Genomic DNA, 24222 nt, shown 5'->3' with positions numbered 1-24222 from the left:
TCTCAGAAAACGGAAAATAAAGCACGCTAAGCGTGCGTGGAGGCTGGCACCCAGCGGTACAGCGTCGGAATGGACACGCCGAGGTTCTTGGCCACGTCCTTGGGCGGCACCCCGCTGGCCAGCAGCTTCTTGGCCGACTCGATCTTGCTGTCGGTCATCTTCGGCTTGCGGCCGCCTTTGCGGCCGAGCTGCTTGGCGACTTCCAGCCCGGCGCGGGTGCGCTCGACGGTCAGCTCGCGCTCCATTTCGGCAAGGCTCGCCATGACGTGGAAGAAGAACCGCCCGGATGGTGTGCCGGTGTCGATGGAGTCGGTGAGGCTCCTGAACTGGACACCGTGCTTGTGCAGATCGCCGACCAGATCGACCAGTTGCTTGACCGACCGGCCCAGCCGGTCGAGCTTCCAGACGACCAAAGTATCGCCTTCGCGCAGCATTTCGAGCGTCTTGGCCAAGCCAGGCCGGTCTGCCCGCGTGCCACTCACCTTGTCCTCGAAGACCTTTTTACATCCGGCCTTGCTCAAGGCTTCGCGTTGCAGCTCCAGGTTCTGATCCTGCGTCGAGACGCGCGCATAGCCAATCAACATGGCTTGTCTCGCGCCCGGTCGATGCGTTCCTGCATCGCCTGCATCACTTCTTCGTGGGTGTACGATCTGGCGTTGGCGTCGGTGGCTTGCCGCAGGGCTTCCTCAACCTCGCGCGTCATCCGCTCGTAATCCTCCGGCCACAGCGCTTGCTCCATGCGCAGCGACGCCTGACCCAGCAGGTGCAGCAGGCTGAACAGCCGCATGTCGTTGGTGGCGACGATGCGCTCCCGAATCTGCTCCTGAATAGCTTCGCTAGCCCGATGCGCTTGTGGTGTGGCAGTCCCCTCGTAGTCAGCGGGGAATTCCGCTTCCTCGGCAATCCTTGCCCAGGCGCTGGCCAGCGCCTCGATGGTTGACGTGCTCATTTCCGCCGCTCCTGTGCTCTTTGGCGAATCAACCGGCCAAGGGGCCTCGACGCGAAAACCAGCAGCATCACGCCTATCGGATACCAGGTCGAGAAGACCACCAAGGCATCGAAGGCTGGCCGTCCGGTGTTGGTAGGCAGTACGGCGGTCACAGCCATCAACCCGCCGACCGTCCAGATGATGCGCCACACGTAGGGCATCACGCGGGGCACGTAGCCGTCATCGAAAGCGGTCTGGTAGTAGCGGCGCAGGCCGCGCTCGGCAAGCGCCTGGCGCTGCCGCTCCGACAGCGCATCCGTCCGGCCATACCAGCGCCGGAATGGTGGACAGCGCAGCAGCAAAGGGGTGAAGAGGATCATCACCGCCACGATCGCGACACCCCACGCCATGACGGCGCCGGCATCGGGCCGCTTGGCGTTCTCGATCACGGGCGCGAAGACGCCCGGAGCACCGATCATCCAGAACAGCGCAATGTGCTGATGGAAGGAGAGCTTCATTTGCTCATCCACTTGCGCAGCAGGCGCTTTTTCAGGGAGGCGCGTTCTTGCGGGTTGCGTCCCTTGTGATTGGCGATGCGATCCGCCGTGGCGGCCTGGCGCTTGACGGGCCAGTAGGAGCGGCCATCCTTGCCCATCGACCAGACGCTGCTGGCCTGGTTTTCCAGCAGGGGCAGATGGGCGCTCAGGGCTTCGGGCGACGCGCTGGTCAGCGCCGTGCGCTCACGGGTGCGCCAGCGCTGATGCCAGAGCTTCTTGTCCTCGCGCTCGCTGCCGCAGGTCGTGTGCCCGACGATGGGTGTTTTGCGGCGGCTGCGGCTCATAACGTAGTGGTCTCCAAGAACATTCAGGACTGATCCCAGGCGTCGATGGTCAAGACCTGATCGGCAGGACAGGCGGCTACGCGGTCGGGAACTGGATGGTGTTCAGTCTCATGCCGACCCCATTCGATTGATCGCGTCGCTTGCGGCACGCTGCGACGCAAGGAGGTTTGCGACCTGGTTTAGCAGCCGTGTCCGCTGCATGTCTGTTACCTATCTCCCCGACCGCTCATTGGACCAACTCCAGAGATTGGGCTCTATCGCTCAGCCAATACGAAACCGGCATTGGCTGATGCCACAACCGAGACGAACACAAATGGCTCGGTACCTGTATTTCGCGCCCCGTGCACTTGGCCCGGTCTTGCCACGGCTATCTCACCTTCCCTGAGGGCACGAACAATCCCATTGCCCTGAAAGTAATCAGCCATTCCCGACAAAACAGTCCACGTGTCTTGGCCGTGAGGATGAATGTGAGCCGCAATTTCCTGCCCGGGATGGACATGCCAAACCACGATAATTGAGTCTCGGGTTTCAAGCACAACGGAACGAATAGGCTCGCCTTCGGACGGCTGAACATACTCGGCTACAGAAAATATTCTCGATTCAACAGTCATCGGAGATCCCTCTTTCACAGTGCCCCCAGACAGGCTGGATATGAGTTCTAACTCGAATTTGAACGGGAGGCTGGTCGTGCGGTCGTGCAGTTGCCGATGAGCGTGTCGGCTGCTGCCTCCTTGCCCACCAGCGAACTCACGTCCGTTGCGGCCATCCAGAAGGTCTTGCCCGAGCGCGGCTCATAGGTCGCGGGATCGAACACGCCAGAGGGGCCGAACATCGGCGGCTTGATTGGTCATGGCTCCATGCCTTTGTCGTTACGGTCTTCATCGTCGGCATCCTGACGCACGGCGGGCAATTGCTGGAGCAACGCCGGCAGCCATTCCTGTACCGTCTCCCACACCACATCGAGGTTGATGTCGAAATAGCCGTGAGCCATGCGATTACGCATATTGCGCATGCTGCGCCACGGCACGTCGGCATGCGCCTGGGTGAACTCGACGTAGCCATCCATCACCTTTGTGGCCGCCTCGCCGATGACGATCAGGCTCATGATGACGGCCTGCTGGGTGCGCTTGTCGGCCAAGAAGTCGTCCTTGGCCATCCCTTCCACGAAGCTGCGCGCATCGGTTGCGGCCTGCTGAATGTGGTCGAGGTAATCGGGCAGGCGGTTCTCGCTCATATCGGTTGCGCCTCCGCGAGCACCTTGGCCCGGAACTTCGGCGGCAGGTCGCCGGGAGTCAGCAGATCGACGTCAACGCCGAGCAGCGATTTCAGTTCTTCTTCCAAATCGCCCAAGTCCAACAACGTGGCACCGGGCAGCGCATCGACCAACAGGTCGAGGTCGCTGCCATCCCGGTCGGTGCCATGCAGCACCGAGCCGAAGACGCGCGGGTTCGCGGCGCGAAAGCGGCCTACCGCTTCACGCACTGCGCTTCGCTTCATGTCAAGCACAACAGACGGTCGCATGGGCATCCTTTCTTATCGAAACTCGTTGAGATGATATGCAATCAAGAATAGAATTTCAAGAACTATTTTCGAGAATCGCAATGCCTTGATTCCCGTGCCGCGCCGGTTGCCTTGGCGGGCTTGTCACAAACCTACGTTTTCAAGAAGAAGGAAACCGCATGCCCCGCCGTTCGATCCTCTCCGCCGCCGAGCGCGAAAGCCTGCTGGCGTTGCCGGACACCAAGGATGAGTTGATCCGTCACTACACGTTCAGCGAAAGCGACCTCTCCATCATCCGGCAGCGGCGCGGCCCGGCCAATCGGCTGGGCTTCGCGGTGCAGCTCTGCTACCTGCGCTTTCCCGGCGTCATCCTTGGCGCTGATGAGCCACCGTTCCCGCCATTGCTGAGACTGGTCGCCAACCAGCTCAAGGTCGGCATCGAAAGCTGGGACGAGTACGGGCAGCGTGAGCAGACCCGACGCGAGCACCTGGTCGAGCTGCAAACGGTGTTCGGCTTCCAGCCGTTCACGATTGGCCACTACCGGCAGGCTGTCCAGTTGCTGACCGAGCTGGCCATGCAAACCGACAAGGGCATCGTGCTGGCCAGAGCCTTGATGGGGACGATAGAGAAAACGGAAAAAATCGTACGTTAAGCGTACGGCCTGTCAGGTTGAGGCCCTAGAGGTTGCCGGCGAGGCGTCAGAAAATGCTGGAATCGGCCCTATCCTGACGCGGCCCAAGGTTCCGGCCTGACGCCTAGTTAGGGCGTACCGATACGGTACAATTAATTTTTGAAATGGCGACAAACGGCTATTTTCTGGCGGTCGTATCACAGACCAATTCGATGCTATATTTACAATTTAACTGGGGGCGCTGGTAAGCGTAATGCAATACTACGCTAAGCGAGGCGAGACGATGATGCACAAGCATGGGATGGGCAGATAGGTTTTTTGAGGCTGTAAAAAAGTTAACACACTCACATGAAGGGGGTGAAATGGATACACGATTATTTGCATTCGTCGGCGGAGACAGCGGTCTTTGGCGGATCGTTGGAACCGAAACCATAGTTGGCAAGTCACTGCCTGAAGCCAAAAGGCTCAACGTAATATCTGCCTCAGAGTTGCAGCCCGAAACCAATGCACCCTGGGTACTTCGCGGAATAACAAGCAATGAACGGTATGTCATGCGCGAAGAGAAGAACGAAATTGTGGTGAAGCAGCAAGGGCTAGCGCGCCCAGAAGCAACTTGCGCTGCGTTGATACCGATCCGAAAAAACGCAGCTTGGTGGGAATTCACGCAAGACGAGCGCCGGAGCGTTTTCGAAAAGTCAAAGCACATCCAAATCGGGCTCAACTACTTGCCTGCAGTAGCGCGCAAGCTCCACCACTGCCGCGACCTCTCTGAAAATGAACCGTTCGATTTTCTCAATTGGTTCGAGTTCGCGCCAACCCATGAGGCTGAGTTCAACGCATTGCTTTCCGAACTGCGTGCAACAGAGGAATGGAAGTACGTTGACAGAGAAGTCGATATCCGTCTCGTGCGAGAGGCGGCGTAGGTCAATCCCCGTCTGACCGCTCAGAGGCGTTAGCGGGCAGCCGGCACTGCATCTATTGATTTTGGATAGCTTGGAACCCGGCATTTCACTTGCAATTAATTCGAGCACGCCGCCATGAAATGCGAGCCGCCGCCGTCGATTGCAAGCTCGTTTGCAGATAGCGTGAGCATCAGCGCGCCGTCAGTTGCAGTTAATTCGAGCCGAAAGCGGCGTCGAATGCGAGCACGCCCGTTTTCAAACGCGAGCCGCTACAACTACCTGGTGCCGCCCGCGAAATTCGCCAGCCTCAAGCAGGCCAGCGAATTGCCGCTGGCCGTGGCCACCGATTGCGACCAGTACCTGCATGACCGGCTGACGCTGCTGGAAACGCAGCTCGCCACCGTCAACCGCATGGCGCTGGCCAACGAGCTGCCGGACGCCATCATCACGGAGTCGGGCCTGAAGATCACGCCGCTCGATGCGGCGGTGCCCGATACCGCACAGGCCCTGATCGACCAGACGGCGATGATCCTACCGCACGTCAAGATCACCGAATTGCTGCTGGAGGTAGACGAATGGACGGGCTTCACCCGGCACTTCGCCCACCTGAAGTCAGGCGACCTGGCCAAGGACAAAAACCTGTTGCTGACCACGATCCTCGCCGACGCGATCAACCTGGGCCTGACCAAGATGGCGGAATCGTGCCCCGGCACGACCTACGCCAAGCTGGCCTGGCTGCAAGCCTGGCACATCCGCGACGAAACCTACGGGGCGGCACTGGCCGAGCTGGTCAACGCGCAGTTCCGACATCCCTTCGCCGAGCATTGGGGCGACGGCACCACGTCATCGTCGGACGGCCAGAACTTCCGCACCGGCAGCAAGGCCGAGAGCACCGGCCACATCAATCCGAAATACGGCAGCAGCCCAGGGCGGACGTTCTACACCCATATCTCCGACCAGTACGCGCCGTTCCACACCAAGGTCGTGAACGTCGGCGTGCGCGACTCGACCTACGTGCTCGACGGCCTGCTGTATCACGAATCCGACCTGCGGATCGAGGAGCACTACACCGACACGGCAGGGTTCACGGACCACGTCTTCGCGTTGATGCACCTGCTGGGCTTCCGCTTCGCCCCGCGCATTCGTGACCTGGGCGACACCAAGCTCTACATCCCGAAGGGCGATGCCACCTACGAGGCGTTGAAACCGATGATCGGCGGCACGCTCAACATCAAGCACGTCCGCGCCCATTGGGATGAAATCCTGCGGATGGCCACCTCGATCAAGCAGGGCACGGCGACGGCCTCGCTGATGCTCAGGAAGCTTGGCAGCTACCCGCGCCAGAACGGCCTGGCCGTCGCCCTGCGTGAGCTGGGACGCATCGAGCGCACACTGTTCATCCTGGACTGGCTGCAAAGCGTCGAGCTGCGCCGCCGCGTGCATGCCGGGCTGAACAAAGGCGAGGCGCGCAACGCGCTGGCCCGCGCCGTGTTCTTCAACCGCCTGGGGGAAATCCGCGACCGCAGCTTCGAGCAGCAGCGCTACCGGGCCAGCGGCCTCAACCTGGTGACGGCGGCCATCGTGCTATGGAACACGGTCTATCTGGAGCGGGCCGCGAACGCCTTGCGTGGCCACGGTCAAGCCGTCGATGACGGCCTGTTGCAGTACCTGTCGCCGCTCGGCTGGGAGCACATCAACCTGACCGGCGATTACCTCTGGCGCAGCAGCGCCAAGATCGGCGCGGGCAAGTTCAGGCCGCTACGGCCGCTGCAACCGGCTTAGCGTGCTTTATTTTCCGTTTTCTGAGACGACCCCACATAGGTTCCTCTGTCGATTCGGCATTTCTTCGAGGAGGTGCCAGCAGCACCGCCTGCAGAAGCCAGTGACTCCAAATTTGAAGAGCAGTACAGCGCAGCGATGGATCGGTTGGCAACGGAGTTCCCCAGCTCCGACACGCCGGCGCCAAGCCTCGAAGTGATGCAAGCCAGCATCACCACCATGCTCGATGACGAAGTAATCAGCTTCCCGACATTCGAGTCTTTCCAAGCCTGGTGGGAAGGACTCAACGCCTATGAAGAACTCGATACCGAGATGTCGGTGGCTGAGCATCTGCCGTTGCTGCGTATTGCCTACAACGCGCTCGTGCATGAAGGCGTTATTGCCGTTTAAGGCAGGTGGATTGCCTCGCCAAGTTGGGTTTCTCAGCGCAACACCGATTATCGAAGTGCCCGCCACTTCAGTACGGAGACACCATGAACGAAGTAATCAGCCAGAACGCCGAACCTGTATCGGCGCGATTCACGACCCATGTAGCCGGTGAGGTAGCGGTAGTTACGTCAGCCCTGCATAAAGCTGAGCGGTTCATTGAGGGCTTCGAGGATGACGCGGAGCAGGAAGGTATCGCGGAACTCTTGGCTGACCTACGAGCCGCGCTCCGGGTGGTTACTGGCGAGCCACACCCGGCGACAATTGCTGCCGAGAAGAACTACTGCGTAGTCTTCAGCAACTACACCGGCAACCTCATGGCCTGGGAAGGGACGGCGGATGAAATCCGCAAGTACCTGGGCAATCGTGAGATTGTTGGCGCACTTAGCGCCGTTGACGAAGAGTCTGCGATGGCCAAGTGGCGGTTGATCAACCACGGGAAGACTCGCGAAGGAGTGTGAGGCCATGCGCGTCCGTTCTAGCGCGGACCACCCGCTCATGGTTGCTACCGGGACTACGGCGGCGCCTGTTCGAAAGGAGCCATAATCGACATGACTGATCCGACCCAAACCCTGTGTACTGCCAAGACCGGCAGCGACGTGCTGAGCATCGAGCGCACCGGCCGTAAATGAGGGAAAACAGCCATGACGATGCGGACCTACCGCTACTTCGCTTGCACTAACGGTCACCAAGGCGAAGAAAAAACCAGCGAGAACGATCAGCCATATTCTGCTTGCTGGGAAAGTGTTTCGACTAAAGGGCTCAAAGGAGCCCCAAACGGCGGTTACCTATGCGCAGTATGCGGGGCGCCGATGGCCGAAGTTCCCAGGGCCGAGATGCCTAAACCTGATGCACTGTAAGCGGCTTACGTTGGAGATGGATTATGAGGAAGTCAAAAAGCGAGCGTCTGCAGATCGATGCGCTGATGATCAATATCAAGGCCGCGTTCGCGCTCGCCCTGATCGCGGGTGTTGGTCTTGTCTTTTCATTCGTTGGCTCGCCGATGGCTGAGATCGGCGGCCAGCTGGCAGCTAGTCGCCCACTTATGCTGATTGCGCTTGGATTCGCTGTTGTGTCGGTGATCCTCAGCGCCATCAGGATGCGGCGCTTGGGTGGAGCAAAGGGAAGGAGCTTGCAGTGAGGCGGGTATTTTCTTCTGTGATCGGGCTTGCGACGGTTCTTCTCGCCGGTTGCGGAGAGAGCAAACCCTTCCCCCGAGTAGATTTCCCCGTCGCGCCGGGACATTACGTGCAGTTCTATCAGGGGGCGGGAGCCAAGGTCTACACTGAGTTCTCCAGGGTGGATAAGGCAGGACAGGCGCAGTCCCTCGTTTCTGGCCTATGGCATGGCCGTTTCAACCTCAGCAACGGCGTAGAGAACGAAACGCTGTACCTGAACGAGTGCGGCATACTGGTCACATTCCACCGGGGCGATGTGGATGTGGTGCGCACCACCTATGACGTGAACTCCTACGTGCAGCGCGACGCCTGCCCGCTCAATCCGCTACCGGCAAACTGGATCGCCGTTGGCCCCGGCGCACTGATCGGGACAACCAAGTGAACGCCGCCGAAACCTACCAGATCACTCTCACCCGCGAGCAGCTGCAGTTGCTGTGCCGGGCGACCGAAACCTGCAGTCGGCTGGTCATGGGTCAGATGGATATGGCGTTGGATTACCTGCGCAACCGCGACGGCGAAATGATCAACGGCTATGAACTCACCCGTGCGGTGGAGGCCATCACCAAGCCCGCACAGGGCTTGGCACCCAACCAGAGTGGCGGTGTGGGCTGGCATGCGACCGGCGACCAGCTCTGGGACATGTTCACGCAAATGCGTCACCGTCTTGCCTGGGATTCCGCCATTTCTCAGGGGGTAATTTCTGCTGGCGAGCCGCGCAAGTGGCCTGAGATGGGGGGTGTTGCCTATGACGCCCCCACGACGCTGACCGGCGCTGGTATCAAGATCGAGCGCGTTACTGCCGATGACCATCAAGGTTGAGCTTAATGACTGCTGCCCTTGGGTTTGCCCTGTGCAGAGCTATGGTAGTCAGCAAAGATCGCTGAAAACGAGGTTTCGCAGATGAATGCCACACTTCCCAGCCTGGACGCCTTGCCTGTCATCCGGCATCCCTATGCGGATTACGGCCTGGATGAGGCCGTGCGCCTCGCTGTAGCTACCAAGCGCATACGGATGGAGCCGGAGCCAAAGAACTTGATCGAGGTGCGTGAAACCATCGAGGACATGGCAAAGCGCGCGAGCCACCTCTGGTGCACCGGCATGGCCGCTCTGGACGTGCTTGATGCCGCCATTGACGGCCGTGATCTGCGCCAATCCTGCCGTCTCTGCTGACGCTTAGTTCTGAGGCGAGAAAAACCCCGCCGAGGCGGGGTTTTTTTGTCACTCTTCATCGTCGCCAGTTACACCCAGCCGCTTGTAACTCTCCAGAACGCGGGCGCATTCGGAGGAGCCATTGCGCGTGCCGTCTGAGATCGCACCCTTCACGGACTCAAGCCCTGCCACGAACCCAACCAGCGTGCCGGCTTCAAAGCCTTCCTGAAATCCCTGCTCGTGCCCACGCTGTAGGCCGATCTCGAACGCCGTTCGCGCCGCAGCATCGACCGCCTTGGCTGCGAACTGATCGTACAGCTCTTCTTTCTTCATGCCATTACCTCGCTTGTGAACAGGCAGCGCAGGAAATCCACGCCGCCAGTGCCAGCATAGGGGCATCACTACCTGCCGACCAGCAGCGGCCGCGTGTCATGCAAAATCAATCTTTCGTTCTGCACATCCTCACTTGGGATTCAAATGGTCGGCGGGAAGATTAGGTTCATCAGCTCGGTTTGCCGGGCGTTAATCCACCGGACCAGGGGCAGCATGATGGACCGCAAGCAAGCAATCGACTTTGCAATCCGCTCCGCACGCATCGGCGTGGACCAAGGTCAAGTCGCGGACTATCGCGACAACGTGCGCGACACCCTCAACGATGAAGGGGCCAGCGAATGGGATCAGATCGCGGATGACGCCTTCACCGCCGAGGTGGCGCGGCTCCAGCCGGACTACGACGCCGCAATGGCTTCTTGGGAAGAAGAACAGGACAACTTCGCCTGGGAGCGTGAGCAGAGCGCAGTTCGCCGGGCCGAGAATGGTGGATATCCGGTATAGGCGACACTTTCATTCGCTACGCACATGGGGGCTTCGGCCCCTTTCTTGTGCATGGGGCTGCGGCTTGGGTTCTAGGGCCATCGTGCGAAGCTGAGGCTATCTAAACCAGCACACCGCGAGGATACGAGCATGGCAGTCATCTGCGAATTCGGTACCGCCCCCGAGCAAGCCAGGGATGGATACAAGATTGTCGGACTCGTCTACGGGACCGATGAAGAGTTGCTGGCCGAGTACAGCAGCCTCGATGTGCGCTTCGTCCGTGGCGCTGCGGTCCACGGGCAGCCCGGCGTCTGGGAGTTTGCTGCCATGCACCCGCCCAAGTCGGTTCAGGTCAAGCACTGGCAAGCCTACGGCGAGGGTGAGGCCAAGCCGGCTACGCATCAGATCGACATCGAGGACCAGCGAGGCGTAAATGGTCAGGTTTACCTAACCGTTGGCGCTATGGATGGCGCCTTGGATGACATGATTTCTGTCGTGGCCGAGGTCAACACCAACCCCGCGACCGGAACTGATGAGGTTCCCTGTGTGCATGTATCGTTCGACGATGATGCTATGGCCTTCTCGCTGTTCAAAGTGGGCGACAAGATCCTGCTGCGCCTGGAGAACGATGTGACGCTCACACGCACGGAGTCGCCCACCGGCCCGCTGTTCGTTGTGGGATGACCGAGCACCACGCCGGCATGCAACGGGTGATCGCGGTCATCGGCACCGCAGGGCGCGATAAGCAATTCCCAATGGATATTTCCCACTGGGAGTTCATTTGCCGTGCGGTCAGGTTCTATGTGCGACCCGGCGACCATCTCGTTTCTGGCGGTGCTGCGTGGGCCGATCATGCAGCAGTCTGGGCCTTCAATGAGGGCTTATCCGCCAGCCTGACACTGCATCTTCCTGCGCCATTCGAGGCGAGTTTTTCCGGTGGCAATGGCACCAGCGGCGGTGCAGCAAACCATTACCACAGGCAATTCAGCCGGGCGATCCGGCGAGACACGCTAGCCGACATCCAGGAAGCGATCCTCGGTGGCGCGCAATGCACCTACCAGGCCGAGTGCAAAGGCTATGCAGCGATGTTCGCACGCAACCGGCTCGTGGCAGAGCAGTGCACGCATGTGCTGGCCTTCACTTTCGGGATGGGCGCTGAGCCGGCCGATGGCGGTACCAAGGCCACATGGGACATGGCCGGACCTGGGAAGATGCGCAGGCATGTCAGCTTGAAGCCGCCCTAGCAGCTTGGGTTTTGCGGGCCTGGCCGTAGCCTGAAGCCATCTCCCCCGCTTCCCCAGGACAGCGCCATGACCATCACCGATATCACTGTTCAATCCGCCCGCCTGGCGGCTGCTGAAGCGCAGTTCTGCACAACAGACTTTGGCTACCGCAATACGGCCGTCGAGCCGTGGCGAGAAGACGGAGCCAAGCTCGTGCGCTTTGTCCAGGCCGAGCGTAACGGACAATCCAGCCTGCTTGAGTACAGCGTTCTGTTTGCCCCGGACTCGGCACGGGTTATCTGCTGCCGAGTCTTCGACTTCACCGAAGCGCTGGCCGAAGATGACGACTGGGTGCCGATGTTCAGTGCGTGGCGTAAGGGCGGATGGTACGTCTGGAACATCGCGCGGCCGGAAGGAGGTTGCGGCTGCGTCAGTCGCAACTATGCGGACGGAAAGTGGCGGATCGTGTGCGACCCGCGCCGCGACGAGCCGGGAGCGCCTGGCGACTTCACCTACGCATCGCGCACCGAGGCGGCCAAGGCCGAACGTGCTCTGATTGCCGAGCAGGCCCGCGCGCTGCTGCACAAGGCCCGCTGCAACGAGTTACCCCCTCATCTGCTCAGCGCGCGCCTGGTGTGCGACAAGCACGGGTACCAGGATTTCGATATCGAAGGCCACCCGACTGTGCATCGTGCATGCGTGCCCAACGGTATTCGTGTGGGCCAGCAGTTCAATGTCTATCACGGAGAAGGCATGAAATCCGGGGCAATCTGGACCGGGACCCTCGAAGGCTCCCTTCGCAAATTTGCGTGCTGCTGAGGGTGTCATCATGTGCTTCCCACGAAAACCCAGCCTGGGGCGCTACAGTGGTACCAGAGCTGAATGGCAATGTGCATACCGTGCTGCCCGAGTGGCAGCTGGCCAAGGCTTGCCTCCTAATCCGGCGTATTCTGGCCTTCAGTGGAAGGCCCAGCTGATAGTGGCATATGAGCGGCCATCTCTTGACCCCCTCGCCTGCTCGGTTCTAGGCAGGCTCGCCGCTTATCGGATCATTGAAGAAATTGTTTCGGATGAGCGCAAGGCTGTCGATACCAGTGAAAGTTATCTCTCTGGATGGGACGCCTTACCATGCTCGATATCGCATTTGATGCACAGACATACCGCACTTACAGAAAGCGGCTCGAAGACATTGCGGGCCTTTCGGTGGCTATCCCTGAAAGGGAGGTGTTGCGCGCAGTAGGCGACGGTCTGCCGGCGTCGGTGATCGATCAGTTGTCAGCCAGTCGGCCCCTGGCTGCGTATGCACGCCAGATCCGCCCGAAGGGGGCCTGCTTGGGCCAGAAGGAAAGCTATGTCGCCTTCGAGCTGGCTTTCGTGTTGGCTTTGGCGCAGGCGGTTCTCGGCAATGCCGAAGCTGCTGATCAGTGGCTTGCTACTCCGAGCGAGCAGCTGGGCGGGCACAGGCCCGCAGAAGTATTTCACCACGACAACGGCGCGGCCCATCTGACCGTCTCCCTGATCCGAAGCGCCCGATAGTCCGCTCTGCCGGGCAGCATCTGCGGCCACTGCGAAGCTGGCCCGGCCTCTTTCGGGCTTGGGTTAGCGGCGCTTCATGCGAATCTGAGTTCAGTCCAAACAGCTCAGGTAATCATGTAATGACTCAGGCAGCCCGCACTTACAATCACGCTTACACCATCGCCTTCAGCGTCTCCGGCTCCAGGTGTGAAGACGGCGAGGATGTGACGGCGCAACAGATGGCTGATGCGCTGAAGCTGCGTGTTGATGATCTGATGGCGAAGGGGCACCTCTTGCATGCTGTCGGGTCGGCCTATGATTCCTTCTGTGAACAAGACTGAATCGGTCGATCTCGACATAATTCAAGCTCCCCGCTTTGCCTGGAATATCCGCAGGAAGAACCATGTCTCGTGTAATTACCGACTTTGAGCAGCACCTGCTCAGCATCATTCAGCCTCTGCACGCGGCCAAGTGGCAGGCCGACTATCGCTGGTTTGACCTGGAGCGCTCATTGGCCAGACTCGCCATAGATTATGGTGGACTAGACCTTTGCCCGGATTTCCAGCGGGGCCATGTTTGGTCCGCCGAGCAGCAGCGCCACTTCATTGAAAACTGCCTCCGCGCTGTAGTCCCCACCAGCGCATTTCTGATCCAGTTCAATTGCTCGGAATGGGGTGATCCTGATCCTGAGTCGGATCTGCCGGTTGGCCTGCAGTACGATGGCCTGCAGCGCTACACCGCTGTTACCGAGTTCGTCAAAGGCAATGTCAAACCGTTCGGATTCACTGCAAACGAGCTAGCCGGTACCCAATTTTCCCCGAAGCGGATGTGCATGAAGGTGGCCATTCACGGCTTCACCAAGCGTGCGGATCTGCTGTCGCAGTACCTCGCCTTGAACGCAGGTGGAACGCCTCATAGCGCAGAGGAAATTGCCCGCGTGCGCGCCCTGCTGGCCGAGGCCCAAACTGACGGCGCGACTGGCTAACCAAGTGGCTTCAGCTCAGGCGCTTTATGTAGTGGAGCGCCGGTAATCCCGACTCGCTCGCACAGATGGGCGTCGGTTCGCAGAAGCGCTGTTCGGCGACGCGGTTAGATGGACAGTTCAGTCGTCGGCCTGGTCTTTGGCCAGTATCGCGTTAAGCACGGTTTCGTCATCGTCGAAGTAGCCATCCTCAGCCAGCCCCAGTTTCCCATCGAGGACGACGCAGACGGCTAGTGCGGCTTCCGTTGGATCAGCACCATATTCACGAATCACGCGCTCGATCTGCTTGCGCAGAAGATGCGCGGGCTCCACCTGGCCTACGCCACGCTCAGCACCCGGATCAGGAAGGCTCACGGGGCCGGGGGAATCAGCCAAAGGGTTGGCATTGACGATTGCGCCGGATGTGGTGCGGAATTTCATTTCCATGCTTTGTCTACCTACTCGGTTCGGTTGGAACGGCCAATTGCCGCTACACGCTAATCGAAGCCCGACCTGCTGACTGGTAATGGTTTTCCTAAAGTCCCCTTGGTGGTACTGGACCAAGGCTGATATACAGCCCGCGCCGCAGTTGTTCATGGGTTTCTTCTGGGGATGAGTGCGAGCCAGCACCATAGAGCAAAGCAGCCTGTTCAATGAGCATTTCTGCTTCACGGGCAGCTCCGTATTCATCGTCACTGACCACATACACATCGCAGAGGACGGTGAGCCTATGAAAGAAGCCACCTGGCGGCAGCTCCTGCCGACATTTCCAGGCATACAGTTCTTGGCACAGGGCGCTTAGATTATTCGCTAAGAACTGCTTAGCCGCTTCTTGGTGCTGCTGCTCAGGCTTTGCTGGTGACATGGCGTTATCCTTCACCACCACGCCAATACGAAGGAGCCAGGAAAGAAAAGCTCCACACCGAACAGCACAGCAGCTGCTGAAGCCAAACCTATCGCCACGTCGCGTGCCATTTACGTTTTCCTACTTACTTTGATCGCAAATCCGAAGGCGGATTGGAATTGGTTTCTTTCAGATGGCGACCCATCGACTCACCAGTTCTCCGTTTCAGCTTCAAATTCGATGTCTAAATCGTGCACATCGAGAAGACGTTCAATTGAGAGCGAGAGTTCATCACATACTCTCAAAATCGCCGCATGCCCCCCCAAACTATGTAGCTCTGCTTCTGCTGAAAGCTTGAACTGCCGTTTCTCCCGGTCTGGAGCAGATAACATCTCGGTAAGCATCCGCTGGAACTCGTTTTCAACGGCGATATCGCAAAGGCCTTGGCAAATACCCTTCCGTCGATACCTGGGTTTCACATAGATGGCTTCCAGCGATAATTTCATCCATGTATCGCCTAAGAAGCGCGTTCCGTGAAGCCTGATGTCGCATAGACCGACTAACAGGTCCTTATCAGCCCACGCCTCATATAAGTAGTTGCTCTTAAAACTTGTTCTATCTAGCGGCTCGCCTGCACGACGCTGCCTTTGAAACAATGCTGCTTTCTGAGATTCCGAGGACATGCCATAGCTGTAGGTGATGGGCATATGAGCACTATCAGTCTCCAATTGATCCTTGAAACAGTGCCCTGCGTACAAGAAACGAGGTGTCAGACGAACAAAATTAAGCTCGACTCCCTCATCGAAATCGGCATCGAAAATGGTCTTGTCTGTGTTAGCCATGATGTTTTGCTTTGATTCTTAGATACCGTCGGAAATCAGTTGAAGGTTGAGTAATGTTGCTGCAGAAAGCAGCAAAGGACACTGAAGCCCCCATAGGATTCCCTCAACAGTCGGCTACTGGTGGCTATCCCAGCCCAGCCACCATTCATTGTGCTTCCAGAAGTGCTCCGCGTAGGGATTGGCATCGCTGCCAACTCCAGCGGATGATGCGGCATAACCCTCATCGAAAGGAAGCTGTTCGGAAACCGACCACGAGTGGATCACCCAACCGTCAATCTCGCACTTTGCCTTGACTGCTTCAAAGCTATCGACGGAAACCATATCGACCAGCTCGGAGTGCGGTTTGTAGACTGAGCCGTTAGCCTCGTTGCGGGTGAGCTCAAGAGATAGCGTGATCATTACTCATTGTTTTCCTATCTGGATTCAGCAAAGAACGTGCGAGCCATCTTCATGGCAGGGGCAGGAGCATTCGCGTAGCTTCTCGACTCGCTGGTCACTCCAGTCAGCAGCCTTCTTTTCGTTGGCCAGTTTGTCGAGGCGGGTCTGATCAAGCTGACCCTGCTCGTTTTTAAATTTCCGCCTTTCAGCTCCACAACAACCGAGCATGTTGCCTCCTGATTTCCCTTAACTGGCGAGCTGTTCGGAAAATACCGACTTCAGCGCGACAAGGTGATTAATCGCGGCCTGCAAATTCACCGCTGGATTGCGCACAAAGGCCGGCTGGCCCATGTATGTTTTCAGGGACTGAGCAATACTGTCGCAATAGCTGATGACTTTCGCGGTATTACCAGCAGCAAGGTATTCGCCCATGAATTCAAAGCTGACCAGCGTATCCGAAAGGAACATAACGTCTTCGGGCGCAAACTCTTCCAGATCGGTGCCGCTTTGGTTGTATGCGGTGTACATGCGAATGGCGGTTGCTATTTGGCCGGTGAAAATGAGAATTCCCGCCAAGTGTTTTGTCTGATCGCTCATGCCCAATCTCGATTTCGCGGACGCGAAAACCGCGCCTCTCTACTGGCTCGGCCCAGCTTTTTTAGGGCTGGGCTTATGGTGTACCTGGGCGGCAGATCCGCCGCGTTTTCCTCTAACTCGGGTTGTAGCCGGTGTAGCCCTCGGGTGGCAGCTCCAGCGTCGAGCTGTCCATACCCTTTGCCTCACGCTCCCGGCCCCACATTTCGACCATTGCGGCTTCTTTCAGCCGCTCGGCGAATGCAACAATGTCGTGTAGCTGATCCAGGGTCGCCTCGCCCAAGTTATGGGCCAGACCAATCGAATCTAAATCCGGTTCTTGGGCCGCTTGCTCAAGGTGCCAACTGAGGTCTTTGTCCATCGGTGGAGCCCTCCAGGGCGTTTTCCTTGTCAGCTCAGGGTGAGGCCGGTCAGGTCGAAATACTGACTCGACAGCATCGCCATCTCGGTTCGCATCTCGGCCACTTCTTCGTCGCTGTACTTGTTGCCATAGCCGGCAGCAATCACGCGGTCTTTTAGCGTGTCGAACTGCCCTTCGATGCGGTTGGCTTGCTCTTGCTTCTCAACGAAAGTCGCCTGGGCGATGGTCATGCTGTTTTCCTTTGACTTACGGCTTGAACTGCTCAGCCCAGACTTCTACCTTCCCACCGACCGCTTTCACCTTCGCTGCGCGAGTATGCATCTTGCCCTCCTACTTCTCTATCTTTGGGCTCGAATGGCCTCTCAGGAAGTCCGCTATCTCTTGAGTGAGCAGGTCGGATACCAGCGCCGTTTCGCCGGTTTCGTCGTTCAGTACCTGCAGATCGGTCAGCGCCTTCTCGGGATGGCCTACCACGGCTGCGGTGGCCGCCTGATGCTCACTGCCCCACTCGTGATAGTGATGCTTGCACGATCTACCCTGCAGTGCGCCGAGCACGGGCTTCCAGCGTCCGTCGAGCATGCGCGCGTTGATGGTGAACATCGGTGGCTCCTTCGTTGCTTGACGGTTGAAGCATCCCATCCGCAGCAACAATCCCAAGCACCCGACTCATTGTGCTTGCCTCCCCTTCTCTGCCAGACAATGGGTTAGTGGCGGTCGTCATGTTCTTCCCTTCCAGAGAAAGCGGGCTGGATCACCGGCCAGCTGTTATCCGTGCGCGTGAACTTAAATCGTAAGTGACTGATTTTCCCTGTGATCTTGATCGAACGCCTGTATCCCAGAGGTATTTTCTTATGCGGCTGCGGAGTTTATTTTCCGGCGCTGCGGTCGGGGCCTGTAGGTGCCCGGTTCGATTCGAGCGGAGAATTTCCGCGTGGATTTCCAGCGCGGGTGGGCTTTGCGTGGCTCTTGGGCGCTCGCCGGAAGTCGCGAGCTTGGGTATTTGGCGACCGGCCGTAGTGTGGGGTTATCGCTTAACGCAGCCCCAGGCATACGGAATCCCTCATGCAGCTGATCGACGCCACTCTTTTCCAAGACCCCATCCCGGTAGCAAGCCCTATCGTTGAGCGCACCTTCGACGAGAAAGTGGCGGATGCGGTAGCTGTCATCGAGGCCAACATTCGCGCCGGCAAGCGCCTGATCGGGGCATGTTCGTTCGGCAAGGACAGTAGCGTCATGGTCGCCCTGACCCTGATGGCGATGGAGCGGCTGCAGGGCGCTGGTTACGAAGTTCCCGAATTCCATGTCATGACCAGTGACACCCTGGTCGAAAACCCTGCGGTGCTGGCCTACAGCAAAGGCGAGATCCGCTCGCTCAAGGATTATGCCGCGAGCAAGAACCTTCCGGTGAGGATCTGGGTGTGCAAGCCCAACCTGACTGAAAACTGGCTTGTGTCGATCATCGGCGGACGCACCGTGGCGTCTATGCCGGGCAATAGCGCTAAGTGCCAGCAACAGATGAAGAAATCGCCACTGGACCGTACCAAGCGACAGATCAAAGCCGTACTGAAACACCAGATGGGTAACGCGTACCGTGATGATGATGTCGTCGTGCTGATCGGCACGCGGCGGGACGAATCCGCGGTGCGCGAGCGCAATATGGAAGCCCGTGGCGAGAGCGCCATCGTGCCGGTCAATACTGCTGGCCCGAACAAGAAGCCTGAGTGGGTGCTGAGCCCCGTGGCCGACTTCACGACCCTGGACATCTTCACCTTCCTGGGCAAGGTCACCAGCGGCCAGATCGACACCTACAGCGACTTCCAGGCCCTGACGGAGGTTTACCGCGATGCGGGCGGCGACTGCATGGTCAACGTCTTCATCCGTGACAGCGGCGTCGAGCGCAAGACCGGCTGCGGCGCGCGTCATGGCTGCTGGATCTGCCTGCGTGTCGGTACTGACCGCAGCATGGAAAACATGCTCGCCGAGGAAACCGGCAAGCACAGCTGGATGAAGCCGCTGAGCGATTTCCGCAACTACCTGCAGGCGCGCCACTACGACCCACAGGGCCGCAACTGGCTGGCCCGGTCGATCAACGACGAAACCGGGACGATAAAAATCGCTGCGAATGCCTACTCACCCGAGCTATGCCTTGAGCTGCTGCGCTATGCGCTGAGCATCGATGCCGATGAGGCTGACCGCGCGTGGGCAGCCGGTGAACCGCCGCGTTTCCAGCTGCTGGGCATGAAGGAAATTCTCACTATCGACCTCTACTGGGGGCGCTACGCCTACCAGCGGCCATTCACCGCGCTGAGCGAGTACCGCCAGATTGTCGAGAACGGCAAGCGCTACCGCATCCCGCATGAGTACAAGGTCTACGAGCGAAAGGATCTGGATGTCACCCGTGAAGTCGAGGTGCCATTCGTGGACGAGCAATTCCACGGGATCTACCAGGGTCTGCGGTCGGCCATTGCAAGCGTGGCCAACGCTGAGTCGGTCGTGAAGAAAGGCGGCGTCTACTACACCCATGTGACCGAAACCAACGAGTTCGACATCGATGCCGAGGGAGCGGAAATGTTCTTCGACTTCGAGCTGGATCACGCCCTGGAATACTACGGCCCGCACGCCGATGTTTACCCCTCGGATGTTGTGCACTACCTGGCCCGCTTCGGCACCGTGTCGTTCAAGAAGGGCGGGCATTCGTCCTGGGACCGGATGCTGCGGATCGGCAACCAGCTCCACCGCCACGGGCTGCGCGACATCCTCAACGATCCTGATGCGCTGATCGCCAAGCTCACCGGGCAAGCTGCTCAGGTGCCGTGTGCGGCCATGTCTGCGCCAGCAACTGGGCAGCTCTCGCTGGGGTTCTAGTCTTGCTGCCGGCACCGAGCTTGGGATCTGCCGGCTTGTCGATAGCCTGAACTCAAATTCACAGGAGGTTGTCATGAGTGATTCGAGCAAGGGCGGCGTACCAGCACCAGCGAAATACAGCGACATCGTTGCCGATGGCGGCATGGACCCGCGCTCGGCGCATGTCGAGCAGCAGTTGCGCTCTACGTCGCCGGCCGACTGGCAGTCTGTTCCGGTAAACCCGACGATTGAGATGATCGCCGCGCTCGGCTTCAACGGTGATGTGCCGCTTGCCGTAGGGCATGCGAGTGCCTGCGAAGAACTCACGGCACAGTACCGAGCCATGCTTGCCTGCGCTCCGGCCGCACCGCTCGCCAAAACCCCGACTGCATATCTGCGAGCCTCCGATCTTGAGCGGCTGGCACCGAACAATGTTGCCGGCTGCGCAGCCTCGCTCAGCAAAGAACCCGGCAACGGACTGGTTGCGATTTACACCGAGGCCTTCTCTACGTCCGCGCTGGCCGAGGCGCTTGCTGCGTTCGTAGCGCTGGCCGAAGAGCGCGAGCGCGAGTTGGGCGATCTCTCTTCCGAGATGCGCGAGTGCCTGCAGAAGGGCCGCGCTGCCCTTTCCGTAATTCAGCCTCAGCAGCTCGGGCTGGTCGAGACGCTGCAGAACGCATTTGCCATCTCCTCTAATTCCGGTAGCGGAAAATTCGCCCTCACGCTGAGCTTCGAAAATCTGTCTGCTATGCAGGCCTGCCGCCGCGCGGTTGTGTGCGCTCTAGGCGGTGCCAAATGAGAAGCCGTAATGCATTGAAGCCACTCAAGCCCTGCCCTTTCTGCGGGAGCCCCGCCAAGGAAACTGACCGGATCAACTCCAATGTCGTGGCATGCACCGGCTGCGCGGCGCGAGTGACGCAATCAGAACCTGGCATGGGCGATGCCGATATCCGCTGGAATCAGCGCCAACAGTGCTTCAGCCCGGCGCCGGCCTGGCAGGCGTTCGACTACAACGCGCCGCCCGAATCGGGCCTGTACTGGGTCGCAGGCACCCGGCCGGTATGGGATGTGTGCGCCAGCGATTACGGGAGGCCGGTTGGCGTCCACGCAGGCGAGCATGAGCAATTCGTCGCCCTGGTCTGGTTCCAGATCTGGACGGACGATGACGGTTCCCTGGTGTTGGATTTCGCCGCTGTTGACCCTTACAACCTCGGCAAATTTGCAGACGAGGATACCGTCTCGCATTTCATGCCTCACGCGATCCCGGCACATCCGGCCGTGGCTACGCCGACCAAGGAACTGATATGAGCCAACGCCTCCCGCTGCGCCCGCGCGACATCGAGCTGATCGAAATGCCCACTATCGCCAGCCAGATGCCGGTCGAGTTCGAGAACGGCCAAACGTGGCAGGACTTCGAAGGCCGCTGCGCGGGGTGCGGTGAGGACATCCCGAGCGGGTTCATGCGCGGTGCCGTCATCCGCCAGGCCCTCCGCTGCTACACCGTTGAGGCTGTCGGAGTTTGTGCCAGCTGCCGTTCCGGCACCTCATTTCTGGTGCGCCTGCATGATGACGGCAGCTTAACCACTCAGGTCGATGGAGTCTGGTGCCGAATGGCGCGCGTTCAGCTGGGCCTCTTTTCCTGGTTGGGAAGCCTTTTGCGGTCGATGTTCGGCACCAGGCAGCGCTGACCGACGCAGGCCAACCCGCCAGCACCAGAAGAAAAACACCACCACGACAAGGGATCATCCATGCCAATCAATCACATCATCGTCCACCAGATCGACAAGAAACCGGACGGAACGCCGGCAGTTCTTCATCCCCGTGACACGGAATTGCCCGTTTCCCAGGCAACGGAGAATCTGCTGGCGGATCTCAACCACGGGTACAACGCCAAGGCCGGCAAGGGCTGGGGTCTGTTCCATGAGCCATCCGGCGCCTACCCGTTCAGCGGCTGGCTGAGTCAGTACCTGGACGGCACCACCGACTTCACCGCTTTCAGCCACCAGGCCGTCGAGCATCTGCAGAAGCTGATGGAAGAATCCAACCTGTCCACCGGGGGGCATGTGCTGTTTGCCCACTACCAGCAGGGCATGACCGATTACCTGGCCATCGCGCTGCTGCACCACAGCGAGGGTTTGACCGTGACCGATGCGCTGGACGTGGCGCCTGCCCGGCATCTGGACCTTGGCCAACTGCACCTGGCTGCACGTATCAACCTCTCCGAGTGGCAGAACAACAAGCAGTCCCGGCAGTACATCTCCTTCATCAAGGGTAAGAACGGCCGGAAGGTTTCGGACTACTTCCGCGACTTCATTGGATGTCAGGAGGGAATTGACGGCCCCAGCGAAACCCGCACGCTGCTCAAGGCGTTCAGCGAATACGTGGAGAGCGAGGACTTGTCCGAGGAGCAGGCTCGCGAGAAGGTGACCACGCTGATTGGCTATGCCAGCGCCCAGAGCAACCTGGGTGAGCCGGTGTCGCTTGAAGAACTCTCTGGCCATCTCGACGAAGACCGACCGAAAGCGTTCTACGAGCACATCCGCAACAAGGACTATGGACTGTCACCCGAGATCCCAGCGGATAAGCGAACCATCAACCAGTTCCGTCGCTTTACCGGCCGCGCCGAAGGTTTGTCGATCAGCTTCGAATCGCACCTGCTGGGCTCGAAGATCGAGTACGACGAGAGTGCGGATACGCTTACGATCCGCAACGTGCCATCCCAGCTCAGGGACCAGCTCAAGCGATCCGCGTAAGGAATCGCAGAAACGAAAAGGCCCGCATGTAAGCGGGCCTTTTTTTGAAGGTGTAGCGTCCGTCAGGCTACCGAAGGACCATGCCGCCAAAGCCCAGGTTCAGCGACAGCTGGTTGGCCACTGCCGTGCCGAGCTTGTTGGCGAACCTGTCCACCACGTTCTGCTTGCTGCTGAAGTCAACGATCCGCTCTACGCCTACTACCTCGCGGGCCACGTAATCGGAGTCACCCAGTCGGTCGATTAGACCAAGGCCAACGGCCTGCTCTCCTGTCCACACCAAGCCGCTGAACAGCTCGGCATCAGCACTATCCTTCAGTCGCTCGCCGCGACCGGCTTCGACCGCCGCTATGAACTGCTTGTGCGTTGCCTGCAACACGCCTTCCCAGAACTTGGTTTCCTTTTCGTTCTGCGGCTGGAACTGGTCCAAAAATGCTTTGTGCTCGCCCGAGGTGTAGACACGTCGCTCGACACCCAGCTTCTGCATCAGCTCGACATAGCCGAAGCTGGCGGCCGTCACACCGATGGAGCCGACTAGACTGGCTTTGTCGGCGAACACCTGATCGGCAGCGCTCGCGATGTAGTAGCCGCCTGAGGCGCCCAGGTCAGTGATCACCGCGTAGACCTTGATGTCCGGGTGCAGTGCACGCAGCCGCACAATCTCATCGTAGACCTGGCCGGCTTGCACCGGGCTGCCGCCAGGGCTGTTGATCTCCAGGATTACGCCCTTCGTATTCTCGTGTTCGAACGCTCGCGTCAGCCCGCGCTTGATGTTTTCTGCGCTGGCTTCCTGGCCATCAGCGATGACGCCACGCACCTTCACTTTGGCCGTGAGTGGTGTATCCCCGTCGATGCCTTCCAGATCCGTGTTCCCGCCGACAGCAACGGCTGTCACCACGATGACAAGCGTGGTCAGCCGGAAGAAGTTTTTCCAGCGTCGTGCGGCGCGTTGTTCCTTGATGCTCGCCTGCAGCGTGCGCTCTATCACTTCGAGGCTTTGGTCCATGTGTGTTCCTTGTCTGGGTATGTCGGGGGAATTAAACACCGTGATGGCCTTTTGCTAAGCAGGCCCGGTACGAACGGTAGGAGTCCCACGCAGAAGGCGTGAGGAGGATCTGGCAATGCTCAGTGAGCAGGTGCGTAGCATCAGGGGCTAGGCACCGTGAGCCCATCCAGGGAAAGCGGTGGTTCTGTGCCGAGGTGGCAGGTCAGTGGCTCGGGGTGCCACGTTCGATGACGCCCTGGCCAGCGAGCCAGTCGATGATCTTCTGCACACTTTCAGGCACACCAGAGGGCACCGCGTAGACCATTCCGCTCTGCAGGACGGCCAGAATGCTGCGATCCGAGAACGAGAAGATGGCCATGTCTGCGGCCGGCTCGATGTGCACATAGCTGGCTCTGTCCAGGGCGGTCTGGAGCAGCCATTCAAGGTCGCGGCTTGGGTTCGGCTCGGGGGTGAGCTGAAGCGCCAGCTTGAGCGCAAGTCGCTCGCGGGGAGGGATCGAGCTATCGGCTGATTTCAGGAGGAGATTGTCTCTCTCGATCAGCAATGCCTGAAGTTTGCTCACGCCATCATCCTCAATCCGGCAGTGGGTCGGCTGGGGTAACCACCCCGGCTCGGTCAATCGTCGTCGAATAGAACGCATCGACGGTTGTGCTCATTCCCGGCATCTCTATCGCGCCTATCGTGTGATAGGTGATAAGACCGTAGAGATTGGGGTTTGGGGAGCAATGGAACCAAAAACCAACGTAAGCCCTACCA

37 protein-coding genes and 3 pseudogenes are annotated in these 24222 nt (G+C 59.3%); 21 read left to right on the top strand and 19 right to left on the bottom strand.

Features of this window, described 5'->3' with window-relative positions; translation table 11 throughout:
- Positions 1 to 26 precede the first annotated feature (26 nt).
- From LO50_RS21015 to LO50_RS20990, 7 genes are all read right to left on the bottom strand, one after another.
- Positions 27 to 584 (bottom strand): recombinase family protein, encoded by a 558-nt coding sequence (locus LO50_RS21015; RefSeq protein ID WP_003100847.1) that lies wholly within the window; start codon positions 582 to 584, stop codon positions 27 to 29.
- A complete protein-coding gene (locus LO50_RS21010) occupies positions 578 to 949 on the bottom strand; it encodes a hypothetical protein (protein ID WP_003100853.1) in 372 nt (123 codons plus the stop codon). The genes LO50_RS21015 and LO50_RS21010 overlap by 7 nt, the downstream gene beginning before the upstream one ends.
- Positions 946 to 1446, bottom strand: coding sequence for a hypothetical protein (locus LO50_RS21005; protein ID WP_003100856.1), 501 nt, complete (start codon positions 1444 to 1446; stop codon positions 946 to 948). Before LO50_RS21005 ends, LO50_RS21010 begins: the two co-directional genes overlap by 4 nt.
- Positions 1443 to 1769: a hypothetical protein gene (locus LO50_RS21000; RefSeq protein ID WP_003100858.1), complete on the bottom strand. Its 327-nt coding sequence runs from the start codon at positions 1767 to 1769 to the stop codon at positions 1443 to 1445. Before LO50_RS21000 ends, LO50_RS21005 begins: the two co-directional genes overlap by 4 nt.
- Before the next feature lie 254 nt (positions 1770 to 2023).
- Entirely contained in the window at positions 2024 to 2380 is a 357-nt protein-coding gene (locus tag LO50_RS24355) for a cupin domain-containing protein (RefSeq protein WP_003465043.1), read from the bottom strand.
- 236 nt (positions 2381 to 2616) lie between these two features.
- Positions 2617 to 3003, bottom strand: a complete 387-nt coding sequence (locus tag LO50_RS20995) for a HepT-like ribonuclease domain-containing protein (protein ID WP_003100872.1) — start codon at positions 3001 to 3003, stop codon at positions 2617 to 2619.
- Positions 3000 to 3251 (bottom strand): nucleotidyltransferase family protein, encoded by a 252-nt coding sequence (locus LO50_RS20990; protein ID WP_007873020.1) that lies wholly within the window; start codon positions 3249 to 3251, stop codon positions 3000 to 3002. Before LO50_RS20990 ends, LO50_RS20995 begins: the two co-directional genes overlap by 4 nt.
- Before the next feature lie 197 nt (positions 3252 to 3448).
- On the opposite strand from LO50_RS20990, the pseudogene LO50_RS20985 reads away from it, so the two are divergent.
- The 9 genes and pseudogenes from LO50_RS20985 to LO50_RS20945 form a co-directional block, all read left to right on the top strand.
- Positions 3449 to 3916 (top strand): annotated as a pseudogene (locus LO50_RS20985) (DUF4158 domain-containing protein); the annotation flags it as partial.
- 347 nt (positions 3917 to 4263) lie between these two features.
- Positions 4264 to 4824: a chlorite dismutase family protein gene (locus LO50_RS20980; RefSeq protein WP_002718009.1), complete on the top strand. Its 561-nt coding sequence runs from the start codon at positions 4264 to 4266 to the stop codon at positions 4822 to 4824.
- 252 nt (positions 4825 to 5076) lie between these two features.
- Positions 5077 to 6585: pseudogene (locus LO50_RS20975) on the top strand (Tn3-like element ISPa38 family transposase); the annotation flags it as partial.
- A gap of 72 nt (positions 6586 to 6657) precedes the next feature.
- Positions 6658 to 6972 (top strand): hypothetical protein, encoded by a 315-nt coding sequence (locus LO50_RS24955; RefSeq protein WP_125869314.1) that lies wholly within the window; start codon positions 6658 to 6660, stop codon positions 6970 to 6972.
- A gap of 83 nt (positions 6973 to 7055) precedes the next feature.
- Entirely contained in the window at positions 7056 to 7469 is a 414-nt protein-coding gene (locus LO50_RS20965) for a hypothetical protein (RefSeq protein WP_044316241.1), read from the top strand.
- Between the two features lie 422 nt (positions 7470 to 7891).
- Positions 7892 to 8149 (top strand): hypothetical protein, encoded by a 258-nt coding sequence (locus LO50_RS20960; protein WP_040138021.1) that lies wholly within the window; start codon positions 7892 to 7894, stop codon positions 8147 to 8149.
- Positions 8146 to 8568, top strand: a complete 423-nt coding sequence (locus LO50_RS20955; protein WP_040138019.1) for a hypothetical protein — start codon at positions 8146 to 8148, stop codon at positions 8566 to 8568. The genes LO50_RS20960 and LO50_RS20955 overlap by 4 nt, the downstream gene beginning before the upstream one ends.
- Positions 8565 to 9005, top strand: coding sequence for a hypothetical protein (locus tag LO50_RS20950; protein ID WP_019406418.1), 441 nt, complete (start codon positions 8565 to 8567; stop codon positions 9003 to 9005). The genes LO50_RS20955 and LO50_RS20950 overlap by 4 nt, the downstream gene beginning before the upstream one ends.
- 81 nt (positions 9006 to 9086) lie before the next feature.
- Positions 9087 to 9356 carry a hypothetical protein gene (locus tag LO50_RS20945; protein WP_019406417.1) on the top strand — a complete coding sequence of 90 codons (270 nt, stop codon included), beginning with the start codon at positions 9087 to 9089 and terminating at the stop codon, positions 9354 to 9356.
- 48 nt (positions 9357 to 9404) lie between these two features.
- On the opposite strand, the gene LO50_RS20940 is transcribed toward LO50_RS20945, so the two are convergent.
- Positions 9405 to 9668, bottom strand: coding sequence for a hypothetical protein (locus LO50_RS20940; RefSeq protein WP_019406416.1), 264 nt, complete (start codon positions 9666 to 9668; stop codon positions 9405 to 9407).
- 213 nt (positions 9669 to 9881) lie between these two features.
- On the opposite strand from LO50_RS20940, the gene LO50_RS20935 reads away from it, so the two are divergent.
- From LO50_RS20935 to LO50_RS20905, 7 genes are all read left to right on the top strand, one after another.
- Positions 9882 to 10169: a hypothetical protein gene (locus tag LO50_RS20935; protein WP_019406415.1), complete on the top strand. Its 288-nt coding sequence runs from the start codon at positions 9882 to 9884 to the stop codon at positions 10167 to 10169.
- A gap of 129 nt (positions 10170 to 10298) precedes the next feature.
- Entirely contained in the window at positions 10299 to 10832 is a 534-nt protein-coding gene (locus LO50_RS20930; protein ID WP_044316240.1) for a hypothetical protein, read from the top strand.
- Positions 10829 to 11392 (top strand): hypothetical protein, encoded by a 564-nt coding sequence (locus LO50_RS20925; RefSeq protein ID WP_051605152.1) that lies wholly within the window; start codon positions 10829 to 10831, stop codon positions 11390 to 11392. Before LO50_RS20930 ends, LO50_RS20925 begins: the two co-directional genes overlap by 4 nt.
- Before the next feature lie 66 nt (positions 11393 to 11458).
- Positions 11459 to 12190 carry a hypothetical protein gene (locus tag LO50_RS25030; protein ID WP_052816837.1) on the top strand — a complete coding sequence of 244 codons (732 nt, stop codon included), beginning with the start codon at positions 11459 to 11461 and terminating at the stop codon, positions 12188 to 12190.
- Positions 12191 to 12499: 309 nt separating this feature from the next.
- A complete protein-coding gene (locus LO50_RS20915; RefSeq protein WP_019406411.1) occupies positions 12500 to 12907 on the top strand; it encodes an antitoxin Xre/MbcA/ParS toxin-binding domain-containing protein in 408 nt (135 codons plus the stop codon).
- Positions 12908 to 13026: 119 nt separating this feature from the next.
- Positions 13027 to 13227 carry a hypothetical protein gene (locus tag LO50_RS20910; RefSeq protein ID WP_019406410.1) on the top strand — a complete coding sequence of 67 codons (201 nt, stop codon included), beginning with the start codon at positions 13027 to 13029 and terminating at the stop codon, positions 13225 to 13227.
- Between the two features lie 62 nt (positions 13228 to 13289).
- On the top strand, positions 13290 to 13871 hold the full coding sequence (locus tag LO50_RS20905) for a DUF262 domain-containing protein (RefSeq protein ID WP_044316239.1): 582 nt from the start codon (positions 13290 to 13292) through the stop codon (positions 13869 to 13871).
- Between the two features lie 117 nt (positions 13872 to 13988).
- Here the strand turns inward: LO50_RS20905 and LO50_RS20900 are convergent, their stop codons facing one another.
- From LO50_RS20900 to LO50_RS20870, 8 genes are all read right to left on the bottom strand, one after another.
- Entirely contained in the window at positions 13989 to 14294 is a 306-nt protein-coding gene (locus LO50_RS20900; protein WP_100218732.1) for a hypothetical protein, read from the bottom strand.
- Positions 14295 to 14382: 88 nt separating this feature from the next.
- Complete coding sequence (locus LO50_RS24805; protein ID WP_125869313.1) at positions 14383 to 14712, bottom strand: hypothetical protein; 330 nt, start codon at positions 14710 to 14712, stop codon at positions 14383 to 14385.
- 188 nt (positions 14713 to 14900) lie between these two features.
- The gene (locus tag LO50_RS20895; protein ID WP_044316238.1) at positions 14901 to 15533 is read right to left on the bottom strand and encodes a hypothetical protein; all 633 of its coding nucleotides are present in this window, start codon (positions 15531 to 15533) and stop codon (positions 14901 to 14903) included.
- A 114-nt stretch (positions 15534 to 15647) separates the two neighbouring features.
- Positions 15648 to 15932 carry a hypothetical protein gene (locus LO50_RS20890; protein ID WP_044316237.1) on the bottom strand — a complete coding sequence of 95 codons (285 nt, stop codon included), beginning with the start codon at positions 15930 to 15932 and terminating at the stop codon, positions 15648 to 15650.
- Positions 15933 to 16157: 225 nt separating this feature from the next.
- Positions 16158 to 16508 carry a hypothetical protein gene (locus LO50_RS20885; protein ID WP_044316236.1) on the bottom strand — a complete coding sequence of 117 codons (351 nt, stop codon included), beginning with the start codon at positions 16506 to 16508 and terminating at the stop codon, positions 16158 to 16160.
- Positions 16509 to 16620: 112 nt separating this feature from the next.
- Positions 16621 to 16866: a hypothetical protein gene (locus LO50_RS20880; protein WP_044316235.1), complete on the bottom strand. Its 246-nt coding sequence runs from the start codon at positions 16864 to 16866 to the stop codon at positions 16621 to 16623.
- Between the two features lie 29 nt (positions 16867 to 16895).
- Entirely contained in the window at positions 16896 to 17096 is a 201-nt protein-coding gene (locus tag LO50_RS20875) for a hypothetical protein (RefSeq protein ID WP_044316234.1), read from the bottom strand.
- Between the two features lie 100 nt (positions 17097 to 17196).
- On the bottom strand, positions 17197 to 17466 hold the full coding sequence (locus LO50_RS20870; protein WP_044316233.1) for a hypothetical protein: 270 nt from the start codon (positions 17464 to 17466) through the stop codon (positions 17197 to 17199).
- A 462-nt stretch (positions 17467 to 17928) separates the two neighbouring features.
- Between LO50_RS20870 and LO50_RS20865 the strand changes: the two genes are divergently transcribed.
- The 5 genes from LO50_RS20865 (at position 17929) to yejK (ending at position 22463) form a co-directional block, all read left to right on the top strand.
- On the top strand, positions 17929 to 19731 hold the full coding sequence (locus LO50_RS20865) for a phosphoadenosine phosphosulfate reductase domain-containing protein (RefSeq protein WP_044316232.1): 1803 nt from the start codon (positions 17929 to 17931) through the stop codon (positions 19729 to 19731).
- A gap of 142 nt (positions 19732 to 19873) precedes the next feature.
- Positions 19874 to 20509 carry a hypothetical protein gene (locus LO50_RS20860; RefSeq protein WP_152623999.1) on the top strand — a complete coding sequence of 212 codons (636 nt, stop codon included), beginning with the start codon at positions 19874 to 19876 and terminating at the stop codon, positions 20507 to 20509.
- Positions 20506 to 21018, top strand: coding sequence for a Lar family restriction alleviation protein (locus tag LO50_RS20855; RefSeq protein WP_152623998.1), 513 nt, complete (start codon positions 20506 to 20508; stop codon positions 21016 to 21018). Before LO50_RS20860 ends, LO50_RS20855 begins: the two co-directional genes overlap by 4 nt.
- The gene (locus tag LO50_RS20850) at positions 21015 to 21398 is read left to right on the top strand and encodes a hypothetical protein (protein ID WP_019407024.1); all 384 of its coding nucleotides are present in this window, start codon (positions 21015 to 21017) and stop codon (positions 21396 to 21398) included. Before LO50_RS20855 ends, LO50_RS20850 begins: the two co-directional genes overlap by 4 nt.
- A 60-nt stretch (positions 21399 to 21458) precedes the next feature.
- Positions 21459 to 22463, top strand: coding sequence for a nucleoid-associated protein YejK (gene yejK, locus LO50_RS20845; RefSeq protein WP_044316229.1), 1005 nt, complete (start codon positions 21459 to 21461; stop codon positions 22461 to 22463).
- A gap of 67 nt (positions 22464 to 22530) precedes the next feature.
- Here the strand turns inward: yejK and LO50_RS20840 are convergent, their stop codons facing one another.
- From LO50_RS20840 to LO50_RS25485, 3 genes and pseudogenes are all read right to left on the bottom strand, one after another.
- Complete coding sequence (locus tag LO50_RS20840) at positions 22531 to 23466, bottom strand: S49 family peptidase (protein ID WP_044316228.1); 936 nt, start codon at positions 23464 to 23466, stop codon at positions 22531 to 22533.
- Between the two features lie 202 nt (positions 23467 to 23668).
- Positions 23669 to 24028 (bottom strand): hypothetical protein, encoded by a 360-nt coding sequence (locus LO50_RS20835; protein WP_044316227.1) that lies wholly within the window; start codon positions 24026 to 24028, stop codon positions 23669 to 23671.
- 10 nt (positions 24029 to 24038) lie between these two features.
- Positions 24039 to 24222: pseudogene (locus tag LO50_RS25485) on the bottom strand (hypothetical protein); the annotation flags it as partial.

The organism is Stutzerimonas stutzeri (assembly GCF_000935215.1).
GTDB lineage: Bacteria > Pseudomonadota > Gammaproteobacteria > Pseudomonadales > Pseudomonadaceae > Stutzerimonas.
Note: the sequence above shows the minus strand (reverse complement) of the source record. Positions and strands in the feature narration are given on the sequence as shown.